General features: G+C 53.6%; 10 protein-coding genes. All 10 read left to right on the forward strand.

Annotated features, from left to right (window positions below; all coding sequences use genetic code 11):
• Positions 1-14 precede the first annotated feature (14 nt).
• The 10 genes from AC3WK5_RS12095 to AC3WK5_RS12140 all read left to right on the forward strand — a co-directional run bounded on the left by AC3WK5_RS12095 (position 15) and on the right by AC3WK5_RS12140 (position 14,833).
• Positions 15-8,672, forward strand: coding sequence for a two-partner secretion domain-containing protein (locus AC3WK5_RS12095; RefSeq protein ID WP_371919154.1), 8,658 nt, complete (start codon positions 15-17; stop codon positions 8,670-8,672).
• Positions 8,673-8,700: 28 nt separating this feature from the next.
• Positions 8,701-9,120 (forward strand): SMI1/KNR4 family protein, encoded by a 420-nt coding sequence (locus tag AC3WK5_RS12100; RefSeq protein ID WP_103319803.1) that lies wholly within the window; start codon positions 8,701-8,703, stop codon positions 9,118-9,120.
• Positions 9,121-9,890: 770 nt separating this feature from the next.
• The gene (locus AC3WK5_RS12105) at positions 9,891-10,376 is read left to right on the forward strand and encodes a hypothetical protein (protein WP_285378656.1); all 486 of its coding nucleotides are present in this window, start codon (positions 9,891-9,893) and stop codon (positions 10,374-10,376) included.
• Positions 10,377-10,397: 21 nt separating this feature from the next.
• Positions 10,398-11,003, forward strand: a complete 606-nt coding sequence (locus AC3WK5_RS12110) for a tetratricopeptide repeat protein (protein ID WP_103315111.1) — start codon at positions 10,398-10,400, stop codon at positions 11,001-11,003.
• Between the two features lie 23 nt (positions 11,004-11,026).
• Complete coding sequence (locus AC3WK5_RS12115) at positions 11,027-11,428, forward strand: DUF6911 family protein (protein WP_103315112.1); 402 nt, start codon at positions 11,027-11,029, stop codon at positions 11,426-11,428.
• A gap of 188 nt (positions 11,429-11,616) precedes the next feature.
• The gene (locus tag AC3WK5_RS12120; protein WP_146039797.1) at positions 11,617-12,069 is read left to right on the forward strand and encodes a hypothetical protein; all 453 of its coding nucleotides are present in this window, start codon (positions 11,617-11,619) and stop codon (positions 12,067-12,069) included.
• 181 nt (positions 12,070-12,250) lie between these two features.
• Positions 12,251-12,550 carry a hypothetical protein gene (locus AC3WK5_RS12125; protein ID WP_256585128.1) on the forward strand — a complete coding sequence of 100 codons (300 nt, stop codon included), beginning with the start codon at positions 12,251-12,253 and terminating at the stop codon, positions 12,548-12,550.
• Positions 12,551-12,897: 347 nt separating this feature from the next.
• Positions 12,898-13,365, forward strand: a complete 468-nt coding sequence (locus tag AC3WK5_RS12130) for an Imm6 family immunity protein (RefSeq protein ID WP_103315114.1) — start codon at positions 12,898-12,900, stop codon at positions 13,363-13,365.
• A 152-nt stretch (positions 13,366-13,517) separates the two neighbouring features.
• Positions 13,518-13,928 carry a hypothetical protein gene (locus AC3WK5_RS12135; RefSeq protein ID WP_146039798.1) on the forward strand — a complete coding sequence of 137 codons (411 nt, stop codon included), beginning with the start codon at positions 13,518-13,520 and terminating at the stop codon, positions 13,926-13,928.
• Between the two features lie 431 nt (positions 13,929-14,359).
• Complete coding sequence (locus AC3WK5_RS12140; protein WP_146039799.1) at positions 14,360-14,833, forward strand: lytic transglycosylase; 474 nt, start codon at positions 14,360-14,362, stop codon at positions 14,831-14,833.
• Positions 14,834-14,862 lie beyond the last annotated feature (29 nt).

A 14,862-nucleotide genomic window follows, 5' to 3' on the forward strand; every position in this document is an offset into this window, starting at 1 on the left:
AAAAGGAATTGATCATTAACAAGCATCTGTATCGGATCATTTTCAACAAGGCGCGTGGCCTGTTGATGGTGGTTGCCGAAAATGTGAGCAGCGGCTCGAAATCATCCGGTGGTAGTGCAACCGGTACAACGTCTGGCGGCGGTTGCGTAGTCCGCCTGACACCCCTGCGTTTTGCCCTGATGGCGGCGCTCGGCCTGATCATGCTGGACGCCTCGTCGGCCCAGGCGGCCGTGGTCGCCGACCCCGGCGCGCCGGCCGCGCAGCAGCCGGGAATCGGGGTGACCGGGAACGGGGTAGCCCAGGTCAACATCACCGCGCCCAGCGCGGGCGGTGTGTCACGCAATACCTATCAACAGTTCGACGTCGATCGGCGTGGCGTGATCCTCAATAACTCGGCAACCAGCACTCAGACCCAGCTGGGCGGCTGGGTGGACGCCAATCCGGCGTTGGGTCGCGGCACGGCGCGGGTGATCCTCAACGAAGTCAATTCGAGCAACCCGAGCCAGCTCAACGGCTATGTCGAAGTGGCCGGGTCCCGGGCGCAGGTGGTGATCGCCAACCCGTCCGGGATCAGCTGTGATGGCTGTGGTTTCATCAACGCCAATCGCTCGACCCTCACCACTGGCAAGGCGCAGTTCGAGAACGGGGTACTGCAGGGTTATCAAGTCGACGGCGGCAAGATAACCGTCAACGGTGCCGGGATGGATACGCGTGACAGCGAATACACCGAAGTCATCTCGCGCACCGTCGAGGTCAACGCGGGCATCTGGGCCAAGGACTTGAACATCCAGGCCGGCAAGACCAGCGCCGACAACGGCGCAGCGGGCACGCCGGTGGTCGGCATTGATGTCGCGCAACTGGGCGGTATGTATGCCGGCAAGATCGTCCTGGTGGGCAATGGCGCGGGTGTCGGGGTACGCAATGCCGGGCAGATCGGCGCCAGTGTCGGCGATGTGGTCATCCGGGCAGACGGGCGTCTCGAAAACAGCGGGCAGATCAGCAGTGCCGGTTCGACCACGGTCGAGACAGGCACCGGAGTCCAGAACAGTGGCACGCTGTACGCCAAGGGCGACCTGACGCTCAATACCTCGTCCGACCTCGACAACAGCGGCATCGTGTCCGCCCAGGGCAATACCCGGGTGACGGTAGCGAACCTGCGCAGCTTCAGCGGCTCGACCCTGGCCGGCGGGGTACGCAATGCCGGGCAGATCGGCGCCAGTGTCGGCGATGTGGTCATCCATGCAGACGGGCGTCTGGAAAACAGCGGGCAGATCAGCAGTGCCGGTTCGACCACGGTCGAGGCCGGCACCGGAGTCCAGAACAGCGGCACGCTGTACGCCAAGGGCGACCTGACGATCAATACCTCGGCCGACCTCGACAACAGCGGTATGGTGGCCGCCCAGGGCAATACCCGGGTGACGGTTGCGAACCTGCGCAGTACCAGCGGCTCGACCCTGGCCGGCGGGGTCGACAGCAGTGGCAAGCTGGGTCAGACCGGCGGATTGACCCTGGACGCTTCGGGCCAGCTCAGCGCCCACGGGCAGAATATCGCCGCCGAGAGTTTGCAGGCCCAGGCAGGGGCCCTCGACTTGAGCGACAGTCAGACCTCCGCCGCCCAAGTGACGCTCACCAGCCGCCAGGGTGATGTCGATGTCAGCCGCGCGCGCGTGGCCGCAAAGGGCACGCTGACCGCCACTGCTGCGAAGGTTTTGCGCACCGATGGCGCCAAAGTCAGTGCGGCTCAAGTGGGGATCAAGGCCGGTCAGTTGTCCAACGTGAAAGGCGAAGTCCTGCAGAGCGGCCTTTCACTCACGAGCATTGATTTGCAGGGAGCACTGGATAACAGTCAAGGTGTGATCGCCAGTCAGGGCGCACTGAAAGTCACCGCCGCCTCGCTGAACAACTACCAAGGCAGCCTCGGTTCGGTGAAGTCGAGCCTGACACTGACGGCCACGAACGGCTTGCTGGACAACAGGAGCGGTCACCTTGAGGCGCTGCAATCGATCGCGCTGGTCTCGGGCCAGTTGCTCAACACCGCAGGCTTCGTCGGTGCCGGGCAGGCCCTGGACATCAGAGCGGGGACCATCGGCAATGGCGGCGCCGGGCAACTACAGAGCGGTACCGGTACGACAATCGTGGGCGCCAGCCTCGACAATCACGGTGGGCGCATCGAAGCGCTGGGCGATCTCACGTTCACTATCGACGGCAAGCTCGATAACCGCGGCGGCCTGATTCGCACCGGTGCTGATCTGCTGATGACCGCGGCGCAGATCGACAACGCGGGCACTCAAGGCCTGGATCAAGGTATTGGAGGGCGCACCCTCACCCTTACCGCCGATCAGTTGGGCAACCAAGGCGGCTCGATCATTGCCGATCAGGCACTGACCTTGACCGGAAGCGGTGTGGTGAACAACCAGTCCGGGAAGATCTCGGCCGGTACTCAGTTTTTGCTGACTGACCGTAATCTGGCGGCTAAAACCCAAGCCGTGAACAACCAGGGCGGCACCTTGGTCGCCGGACGCTCGTTGACGCTCAACAGCGCCAGCTATAGCGGCAGCGGTCAGGCCTTGAGCCTGGGTGATTTGTCCTTCACGCTCAATGGCGATTACGTCAACACCGGCCTGCTGCAGGCCAATGGCAACCTGACACTGGCAACCACGGGGCTACTGAGCAACCAGGCCAGCTTGCAGGCGGGTAACCTGCTGACGCTGTCGGCCCGGCAAATCGATAACGCCGCGGTCGGTGTGATCAGTGCCCCACAGGTACAACTGAGTGCCAGCCAGTCGCTGGTCAACCGCGGCCTGATCGACGGCCAGTCCACCCGGCTGAGCGCGCCCACCCTGAGCAACCTGGGTACCGGGCGAATCTACGGTGACCAGCTGTCGCTGGCAGCGGGCACGCTGACCAATACCGTCGAAAACGGCACGGCGGCGGTGATTGCCGCCCGCGTGCGGCTGGATATCGGTGCGCAATACCTGAACAACAGCGAACACGGGTTGATCTTCAGTGTCGGTGACATGGCCATCGGTGGGGCGCTGGACAGCGCCTACCAGGCCACCGGTCAAGCCCGCGAACTCAATAACGCCAGTGCGACTATCGAGGCCCTCGGCGGTCTGACGTTGAACGCGGCTTCTGTGCGCAACACCAACGAACACTTCTCGACACGCGAGGTCGAGGTCTCGCGCCAGGCGCTGCAACAGTATCAACTGACCGGCTCGGTCAATCGCTACGATCCGAATCAGATTTCGACCTATAACAACGAAGTCGACACTCTGGTGACACCTGAAGGCAGTAATGACGACTGGAACCGCTACAACCTGACCCGTGTCGTGACCCAAACCCAGATTGCCAGTTCCGATCCCGGGCAAATACTCGCCGGCGGCAATTTGCGCATCAACGCCGACCAGATCCTCAACGACAAGAGTCGGATCATCGCCGGTGGCGTGTTGCAAGCCAGCGCCAACAGCCTGACCAACACCGAAGTCGTCGGACAGCAGGTCACCACGGACAGCGGCGCACTCGAACACTTTTATCGCATCCAGCGCAAAGGCCGCGACCGTCAGGGGATCGACTCTGCCGCCTACAACCCGGCGCCCAGTGTGCAGGCCATTTCCTTGCAACCGACGGTCTATAAACAGAACACCGCCCCGCAAGGCAGTGGTACCCAGCTCGCCAGCCTGAGTCTTGGGAAGGTGGGCGCTAGCGAGGTGTCCAGCCGCACGATCACTGCACCCAGCCTCACGCCGATCAGCGAGGTCCTGGCCAATTCCACCAACAACGTCGGTGGCGTGGCAGAGCGCATTCTCACCGGCGGGGTGAACAGCGCCTTGCCGGACAACGCACTGTTTCGGTCGATGCCCAGCAGCACCTCCGGCTATCTGATCGAGACCGATCCGCGCTTCACCAACTATGCCAAATGGCTGTCTTCGGATTACATGCTCGGCAGGCTGAACCTGAACCCGGCGGCGACCCAGCAACGCATGGGTGATGGTTTCTATGAGCAGAAGTTGATTCGCGAGCAGGTGGCGCAACTGACCGGTCGCCGTTTCGTCGACGGCTATGCCAACGACGAAGCGCAGTACCGAGGCCTGATCGACAACGCCGTCACCTACGCCAATAGCTGGAAGCTGATTCCCGGTGTGGCTCTGAGCGCCGAACAGATGGCCCAGTTGACCAGCGATATCGTCTGGTTGGTGGCCAAGAATGTCACCTTGGCCAGTGGCGAAGTACGCAGCGTGCTGGTGCCGCAGGTGTATGTGCGGGTCCGTGATGGTGACATCAACGGTGCGGGCGGGTTGATGGCCGGGCAGCAACTGAACCTGAACGTGACGGGCAATCTGGTCAACAGCGCAAGCTTGTCGGGACGTCAAGTGGTCGCGATCAAGGCGGACACGCTCAGTAACCTGGAAGGGCGCATTCAAGGCAGCGCCGTCAGCCTTGATGCGACGCAGGACCTGAACAATCTCGGTGGCCAGATCGCCGCCGACAAGAGCCTGATGGTCAGTGCCGGGCGTGATCTGAATGTGCGGTCCAGCACGATCACCACGCACAGTGCGCAGGGCGGCCAGACCAACCTGTCGCGGGTCGCGGGTTTGTTCGTTTCCGATCCGGCGGCCAGCCTGATGGCCACTGCCGGACGTGACATCAACCTGCAGGGGGCGCAGGTGGCCAATAGCGGTAGCGCCGGTGTCACCAGCCTGTCCGCCGGTCGTGACCTGAACCTGACGACGGTCATCGAGAGTCGCGACCAGAGCAACCACTGGGACAAAGACAACTGGCGTACCGAAACCAGCCGTAGCGAGAGTGGCAGCAGCCTCAAGACCCAGGGCGACCTGGGCCTTCGTGCGGGCAACGACCTCAACGTGCGTGCCGCCAGCCTCAGCAGCACCGCCGGTGCGGTGATTGCCCAGGCGGTGCGGGATGTCAACCTGACGGCCGGCGAGAACGCGCGTAGCGCCGACGAAGCGCACAAGGTCAAAGGTAGCAATGGCTTCCTTTCCAGCAAAACCACGACCACCCGCGACTCCACCAGTGAAACCACAGCCCAGGGCTCGCACCTCGATGCGCAGCAACTGGCGGTTCAGGCCGGTCGCAACCTGGTGGTTCAAGGTAGCCAAGTGGTCGCGGAAAAAGGCGCGGCGCAGCTCCAGGCCGGCAACGATATTTCGATTATCGCCGCGGTCGACAGCACGCAGACGCGCCACGACAAAGACAGCAACAGCCGCAGCCTGGGTGGATTCAAGGCCAGTAAAGTGACCGACAAGGTCAGCGAAAGCCGGACCACGGCGGTCGGCAGCCTGGTCTCCGGCAACAGCGTCGATGTCCACGCAGGGCAAGACGGACTGGTCCGCGGCTCGTCGCTGGTGAGCACCGCGGACCTCTCGGTGAGCGCGGGGCGCGATCTGCAGATCGACGCGGCGCAAAACACCTTCAGCCGCGACGAACTGCACAAGGAAAAGAACCACGACTTCACCGGCGTTCTGACGGGGAACAAGCTGGGCCTCGATGACATGACCGGCAACCAGCACCTGTCCACCAGCAGCCAGAACCATACCGGTGACGCCTCGGAAACCACCTTGACCGGCAGCACCCTCGGTTCCAGTGCCGGCAATGTGTCGCTCAACGCCGGTCGCACGCTTGGCGTGACCGCCAGTGACCTGGTCAGCACCCAGAGCATGAGCCTGACCGGTGCCAACGTGACCCTCGCCGCCGGTATGGAAAGCGCGAGTCAGAACAGCACCGACGAGAGCCGTAGCCTGGCGGTGGGGCGAGTGGTGGGCGGCATGGTGATTGATAGCATCAACACCATGCGTAGCGCGATCAAAGCCGCGAACAGCGCGGATGATCCTCGACTCAAGGCGGTGAAGTGGGCGCAGGCGGCGTTGGCGGGTTACAACCTGGGGGGCGCGGCGTCAGATGCCTACGATGGTCTGTCGGACGATACGAACAAGAAAGCCGCTTCCGCGAGCAGTGGCTCGTTGATCAAGATCGGCACCGAACTGGCGAGCACCCACAACACCAGCACCAGCGAGTACGACAGCCAGACCGCCAAGCAAAGCTCGCTCACGGCCGGTAAAACCCTGACGATCATCGCCGATGGCAGCGCGCCGGGAACGGCGGGCGATATTCATGTCATCGGCAGTAGCCTGAAAGCGGCCGATACGCTGTTGCAGGCGAAGAACAACATCACCCTGGAAAGCGCGCAGAGCACCGCGAACTGGGCCAACGACAGCAATAACGACAGAACCGCCATTGGTGTCAGTTTCAATATCGGCCAACAAACTGGCTTCACCCTCGATTTGGGCGCGTCCATCGCCAAGAGCATGGGCACAGGCGATTCGGTCACCCAGGTCAACAGCACGCTGGATACCGGTTCCCTGGTCCTGCGCAGTGGACAGGACACCACCCTGGCTGGCGCGCAAGTCCGGGCGCAGAGCATCAAGGCGGATATCGGCGGCAACCTCACTATCACCTCGCGTCAGGACAGCGAGACCCAGAAGAGCGAGCAGGGCAGTGCCGGTTTCGGCGGGAGCATCTGTATTCCGCCGTTCTGCTACGGCACGCCGGTGGCGGCTTCCGCCAGCCTGGCGGCCGGCAACATGAACAGCAACTACAAGGCGGTGACGGATCAGAGCGGGCTGTTCGCCGGCGCGGGTGGTTACAACATTCATGTGGGCGACAAGACCACGCTGCAAGGCGCGGTGATTGCCAGTGAGGCGTCTGCGGACAAGAACCTGCTGGACACGAATCGGTTGATTGTCAGTGACATTAAAAACGTCAGCGAGATCAAGAGTCAGTCGGCTGGCTTGAGCGTGTCCGGAAGCTCAGGTGGTGGTGGAGGGCCAACGGCCTCTCTGGGTGGTTTGTTTGGTATGGCGCTGACTGACTCGGATCACGGCAAAACTCGCAGCGCGGTCAGCGAGGGCACGATAGTCGTGCGTAGCGCCGAGGGCGTGAATGATTTGGTTGGGCTCAACCGCGATACCGCAAATGCCAATCAGAAGCTGGACAAGCCTGATGAAAAGGCCATGCAAGAGCGCATGGAGCTTGTAAGGAGTTCGGTAGAACTGGCCAATGGTCTTGCGGATGCCATCGCTACGGCAAAAATGAAGGCGGCTCAAGAGTCCAATAGCGAAGAATCGAAGGCTGCTCGACAGGCGCTGTTGGACAAGGGCAATCCTGACCCGACCAATGAGCAAATCGCCGAGCAGGTTAGTCATGAGTACGGAGTGGGCAGCAGCTTCAGAAAAGCGGCCCAAGCCGTCACCGCGATTGTTGAAGGGGTGGCTGGAGGAAATATTGGTGGTGCGGTAGCGGGAGCGGCTGCACCTTATCTTGCCCAGACTGTAAAACAAATGACGGAGGGAGATGAGACCGCGAATCTAATGGCTCACGCTGTTCTGGGGGCGGTGATCGCCAAGTCGCAAGGAAACTCCGCGTTGGCTGGCGCGACAGGAGCCAGTGTGGGGGAATACATCGCCAATCAGCTCTATCCAGATAAACCCGCTGATCAGATGACCGAGTCTGAGAAGCAAACCGTTTCGGCGCTTTCGACCCTGGCCGGGGGATTGTCAGGGGGGCTTGTTTCCGGTAGTTCGCTCAATGCTGTTGCTGGGGCCGGGGCGGCGAAAAATGCGGTGGAAAACAACCACCTGACTATTCTCGAACCGCTTTCACTGGCTGTGAAACAAAAGGAATACGACGCCTCGTGTACAGGCAGTACCTCCACGCACTGCACACAGCTAGCGAGCGATATTGCTGATTTGCTTGAAAAAGGTCGGAGCGTTCTCAAGAAGGAAGTGCTGACAGAGGCCAGTGATATGACTCGGCTTACCCCTGTGGAGTCCAAGCCAGGCGATATCGTGAAGTGTTCGATTTCTGGTAATGAGTTTTGTGTCGTTACTGATCAATCGGTGACCACCGCCAGAGGTGATGAGTGGTTTCTTCAGCCAGCTACGCATGAGCAGGCGATCGTAGGGCAGGCTCGGTACGACGCGGAGGTGGCAGGCACAAAAGCTCGCCTTGATGGTATAGCCGCTGATGCTTTTGCGACGGGTTGTGGAGGGATGGGGCCCATCGGAATTGGCTGTCAGACCTACATGGCTGCAGGTGGAACGAACCTGGTGACAGGGGTTGAAGCGACCACTGGCGAACGGGTTATGTGGGGTGTGGGTGCGGTGCTTAATACCGCTGGGCTTCGGGGAGCACTGGGAGTTGCGGCAAAAGAGGTAGGTGGTGTACAAGGGGCGGCAGATGTAGTTGAGATTGGTGCAAAAGCAACAGGAGCGGCGTTAGAGAGCGAGGCGACGGGCTTCTTTGGTCAGCAAAGAAAGTATTGGTCTCAAGAGCCAATACAATTTAATGGTAATAAAGTTTATCAGAGGAATGACTTGGTTGATCCGAGTAGGGTGGATAGCCAAACTGGTCTGACAAATTTGGATCTCATGAAAAATGGATTGGCTCCATATGGGCCTGATGGCAAGAAGGTCAATCTGCATCATATGTTGCAAACCCAGGACGGTCCAATTGCTGAGGTTACGCAAAGCTTTCACCAACAAAATAGTGGTGCTATTCATATAAATTCGGGTTCTGATATTCCTTCTGGAATCAACAGATCACAGTTTGAAAAGTGGAAAAAAGACTATTGGAGAAGCCGAGCAAATAATTTTTGAATTATGAATTTTAGTATTGGAGGTTATTATGGATATTGACATAAGAGATGTTGTCGCAGAGCTGAAAAGCGTTCGTATGTCTCTTCCAAATGCACAGCGACTTCCTGATGATGCCTTAATTATTGCTTATGAGCGTGAACTCGGTATCTCATTTTCGGATGAGTATAAGTTTTTTGCCAAGGAGGCAAGTGATAGTATTTTTAATGGTAAGGATGCGCTTCGATTAACCGTGGACAGAAATAGCCCGAGAGAGCTTCTGAACGTTGTTGCGGAGGCTCGAGAGCAAGGTGTTCCAACGTCGTGGCTCCCCATTTGCGAGGATAATGGGAACTACTATTGTCTTCTTGAGGATGGCTCTGTCAGTTACTGGGCGCATGATGGGCGCTCCAATGAAACTTGGCCCAGTCTCGCTAGTTGGATAAAACACGCATGGATAGATGGTGAGTAGCCTTTATAGGAACATTACTAACACCGGCCTTGCGCCGGTGTTTTTTGCACCCTATCTGCACCCTTTTTGCCGCCTTCCTGCACCCATCCTGTAGCCTTCTTGTACTCAAGCTGTATCCTTTTTGCAGTTCTTTTGTCTCCTTTTTGTCTACCAACCTGACGACCTACGGTCTACCTGCTCAATACGCCCTTTTTCAGCATGAACTTTCGCTCCTTAACAGGAGCAAAATCTCAATACACAACACGCACCTCTTGCGAGGTGGGTATTTTCTATATGTATCAATTGGTTATCCGGTTTATGTCTTCTAGGTGCTGCTATACACTTGTAATACGAAATGCAGGTTTCACCCAATAAACACTGACGTATGGCGTATAGCTTTTGCTATACGCAGCAGCGAAGTATGGGGGGGCGGTTTACTTTTTCAGATCGGCCCTTTTTTCTGGTTACGCACTGGGTGGTCGGCTGCTGTTATCCGCCCCCATGATTTTTGATGCCTGGTACTTGAGAATCATCCCATCGAGCAGCATCTAAAAGGGGACGGATTTATTTTATATGCGTGAGTAAGGTGATAGTCCTGTCAGGCTCATCGAAAATAAATCCGTCCCCTTTTCGTGTATAAATGGTGGCGCAGTAGCTGCAGCCGTCGGTTGCTATTTTAATTGCGCCACCTTTCCAAGTAGACTTGACATACCGATCCCGGAAAATTCCGGAGTTATGATGATTTATATACCCAAGCTTGAGCAGGTTGGGACGCAGTGGAGGCCACAAAAGTGAGCGAGGAATTAGTATTTTTATCTGAGAAAGTGGCGAGATATGATCTTGTTTTTGTCAATATTGTTGATGCGCCACGCCCACAAGTATTACGGGCAAAAATTGAGAGAATATATACAACAGGGAAAGGAATTGATAGCACCTTCCTTGGCTCAGAGATTGAATTCGTTCGATCTGGTGGGACGTGGGGGGATGTGGCTTTGATTGTGGGGGATCAGGCTATTTTATTTGTTAAATCAATTTCTGGGGAGTTGTATGAAGATCCTTGGCGAGGGCATATGCTCGTGGAACAGATCGAAGGAGCTTCATATGCTATATTCCAATATAAGGAGTTGTGGCTAAGGGAAGATATTCCATCTTCGATTAGAACGTGTTCACGGCAAGACCCAAAACGCCCGTATGCGACGGCGATCCGCCTCGATGTCATGGAAGCTTATTTGTCGAGTGTAATTGAAGAATTGAATAATGATGCAAGTAAAATGTGAGACTAATTGAGGGGCGGTTGTATGAGTGAAAAGAAGATTGATCTATCGGTTTTTTGTATGAGGGCGAGAGTATTCCTGTCCCAGGGGCGGGCTGATGATGCACTTGGTTTATACGGGGATGTCATTCAGGTCGACCCAGACAATGCTTTGGCATATGCTGATCGTGGTACAGTGTATGCGATGCTGAAGAGGTCCGATATGGCGCTCAGTGATCTGGAGCGAGCTTTTGCTCTTGGGTATGCTGATGCGTCAGCTTATAGCACTGTGGCTACAATCTATTTAGAATTGAAGCGGTTTTCAGATGCGCTCAAGTATTTTGCTAAAGCTATTGAATTGGATCCGAACTACCCGTTGACCTACTATAATCGGTCTGATGTTTTTCACGAGTTGGGTGATGATAGGGCTGCCGTTGCGGATCTTAAAAAATGTCTTGAATTTAATCCAGAGGAGAATTTAAAAAAATTGATTTTGAGTCGCCTTGGCTTACTGAGAAATCAGCAAGGACCTAAAAGGGGACGGATTTATTTTTTATGCGTGAGTAAGGTGATAGTCCTGTCAGGCGCATCGAAAATAAATCCGTCCCCTTTTCGTGGTCCCCTTTTCGTGATTACTGGGAGTCAGGTATGAAGTCTATTAAGGAGAAAAAATAGATGATCATCGGAGGGTATACCCTTAGTCCTGAGCATGGCAGATCGCAAATCCCTCTCATTGATCAGCCGACCATGGAAGATGTAAGGTCCATTATATGTAAATATAGTAAAGTCGACGGCGTCGCTTCGTTGTCTATTTCCCCGGCACCTGAAGTCGGACCTTACGAAATCAATCTTTATGCTGATTCTGGAAATTATATTCTGATGCTGAACCAATACCTTGATGATGGTGAGCATGTTGTGCGTACTCTTAATAATGCGTCGACTGGAGCAAAACTGGTTGATGTTCTGGGCGATTACTATCCGGCGAGTTTTGTCACAAGAAATATAGATATCGTTATTTCTTGTTTTCAAGAATTTTTGAAGTCCGGTGATGTAAGCTTTACAGTGTTGAATGCTTAAAGTAAGACCTAAAGGGGACGGATTTGAATGGCACTTACTTAACCTTCTTCGGGTGCCCATTCCTCCGTACCTCAACCCTTGCCGAATCGAAAATAAATCCGTCCCCTTTTCGTGGTAAAGACTTTGTTCCTCGTTGGCCGCAAGACCACTCCGCTGTCGATCCATACAGAAAGCCAGGATACTAAGAAATGACAGAAACGCTTTCTTCAGCTTTTCAACGTACACGAGGGGCACCTGTTCAAGTAGGTGAGCGTCTTGTGTACCCGATCTTTCAAAAAAAAATTAAAGCAGGTCGAAGCAATTTTTTGGCTCGAAGATTGAAGTCATCCATGCAGCCTGTAGCTGGTTTACGTTTAAAAGTAGTAAAAGGTGAACTGGAGGTAAATGACCAACGTCACTCTGAAATTATTCTATGGGAAGATACTAGCCCGGAGTCTGTTTTTTTTTCGGTGCTATCCAAAACAGATTGCGAATTAAAAATTTGGAATGTATGGCGTGTGAACGATATTGTTCAGGCCTGGGTTGGAAATGCAGGGATGGTAATCAGTGAGGAGGGTCGCATAATAAATTTGGAGTGTAGTGGAGGTACTGAAGCAATAGACTTTTCTACTTTGGTGTTTCAAATAGAGTCTATTGATTAAGATTTACCACTAGGTCTAAAAGGGGACGGATTTATTTTATATGCGTGAGTAAGGTGATAGTCCTGTCAGGCTCATCGAAAATATATCCGTCCCCTTTTAAATTATAAGGCATATGATATGAAAATCACCACGCCGCAACAGCTGCCGCCTGCGCTGCAGCCCGGAAGGACTATTGAGTGATGTGGATATGATTGTTCGAGAAATTGGGCGAGAAGAGCCTGTGCAGGTGTTTGGGATTTACTGGATAGGGAGCGAACGCTTTTACTGGGTCATTCCTTATGATGGTTACGGTGGCCTGATGGCACTCAGTGATAGAGAAGTCAATGTTGTTGGCTCTTCTTTGTCAAGTGATCTCATCCTCTGCAAGGATGGGGATGGGGGTGACATGATTCTGCACTGGGCAGCGGAAGATTTGATTGAAGAACTCGTGGAGCGTGATCCACTAGCAATGCTCGAGTTCTTAGGGCGCATAAAAAACTGATGGTGCAAAAGGACCTGCGACCGATTTACTGTCTGGTGAAACAAAAGTAGTAGGTGATGGTGCACCAGCGGCTAACGATGCGGGGAGTGTCAGTTTTTTTGTGTGCGGGCCGTTACCGGCCTGCCCTCAGGCAGACCTCCATTTCACCACGTCGGTCTGATGAATCGATCCCCGTACAGGATCGCAAACTGATTCATTACTAAAAGGGGACGGATTTATTTTTATGCGTTGTAAGGTGATAGTCCTGTCAGGCGCATCGAAAATAAATCCGTCCCCTTTTAGATTAGAGGGGGGGGCAGCAATGCCAAATCGTCTAACAGTGCTGGTTAAAGGTGGGAGAATAGTTAATGGACAATAAAGACGCTCTCAAGGTCATTGGCAGTATGGTATGGATGAAGAAAGCCTCAATTTTTCTTTTGTTGCTTGATTATGCTCTACGTAATCTTGACTCGGCAAATGGTACGCAAGAAAAATGTCAGGAGGCAGTGGATAGATGTTGGCTATGGCTGTCTGACCGAGGGCTCAGTGCCGATAAGTTAGCATACTACATAGACTCCGATGAAATGCAGAGCGGACCGTTAGCAGAAGAAAATTTTGGATCTGAAAGCTTAGAACAAAATAGTTTGATTTTGATTTTGTTGGTAGTCGGTTTTTTTGCTAATAAGGCCTATAAGGTTGCAGGGCTACAAGAGCAAATGTCTGAGCCGATATGTGAGGCAGACGAGAGCTCCGCTGTATATATCGTTGATTATATTGGTCGGATAGATTTGTCTGGTGTGTTGAGTATTTATCTATCTGCTAAAACTGAGCTTTGATATAGTTAGGCTTCTCAGGGTAAGATCACAGAGATAAGGTGCAACATCTAAAAGGGGGCGGATTTATTTTTTATGCGTGAGTAAGGTGATAGTTCTGTCAGGCGCATCGAAAATAAATCCGCTCCCTTTTAAATTTCTGTGGGTTTTTAGAAATGAAAGATTTTTCGTATTACTGCTCTTTGCCAGACTCTATGTCAGAGGGTGAGTTGTATATTGAGTTTTTAGGGGTTGTTGAAAGTGGCGCGGATACTAAGTGTAATAAATTCGATGTTGTAAATGTTCTACTTGAGCTTAGTGATCGTCAGTGGCATACGTATACGATTTTATGTGACTCCTTGAGAAGTGACTTGGAGAGTATTTTAATATCGTACTGGGATGGCAGTGATTTAGAATTTGTTGAAGGTGCTATCGCTATCACTGCAAGACTTGGTCTTGTTGGGTTTTTTAATTTTATATTGGCTCAGGATTTTAAAGTCTTATCGTTGGAGGTTGCTGAGGAAATTAGAGGTGCAATAGCTGAGTTCGGAGATTCTGTTGGTGATCCATATAGTGGTGTTCAATGATTTCTATGGGCTAGGACCTAAAAGGGACCTAAAAGGGGATGGATTTATTTTTTATGCGTGAGTAAGGTGATAGTCCTGTCAGGCGCATCGAAAATAAATCCGTCCCCTTTTAAATTCAAGGGGGCGAGGTATACGCGGCTCGATTCGTATAATCCAACATCTGGCGAAATCGTTTCGCGGAAATTTACGCAGTTGTCCGATGTGCAAGAAAAAACTGCATTTAATTACATTAACGAGCTTCCGGCCAAATACCCTATCGACGAGACAATCGCGAACGTACCATCAAGTGGAGAATTGGCTGGGCAACCTTTGTTAGGTCAGCACATTCTTGAGGTGCCAGTTCAGGTTAAACCGATCCCACAATCAGTTCTCGACGCTGCTAACCGTGTAGGGGTATTCATTCGAGACATTAATGGACATGTGTATTAAAAATGAAGCGACAAATTTTTTACTGTAAGTCATGGTTTAGAGCAAAAAAACGACCAACGGATGTTTGGACGGAAGAGCAAGCTAGATCTGCTCATATGAACAAGAGGCGCTATACGGTTCTTGTAGACTCTGCTGACCGGCCTTATTGCTTCCTTGATGTTACGGAACAGGTGGTTGGTGTTGGATTTCTTGATGAAAGCTTACGTGAGTCATTGACATATGCTTTTCAGAAAGTTGAAGATGGAAGGCTGTTTTTAACGATGGCGACTCACCGTGAGTTTGAAGGTGAGACGGACAAGATTGCTAGTGGCATTTCTTATATTTTTAAACAAGACGGCACGGTTCAGATGAGACGCGAATTCTTCAGTCCTTATCGTCTTGAGGTTTCGACAACGTCGTCTGATGTTAGCGCGAATTACTCTTTAATGCCGGAGTTTGGTGAGTATGATGATTTCATTAAAATAGAAAGAGGTTAGATTGACTGGTAAGGAGCGTTTTTGAATGA

This window comes from Pseudomonas sp. FW306-02-D09B (assembly GCF_058782685.1).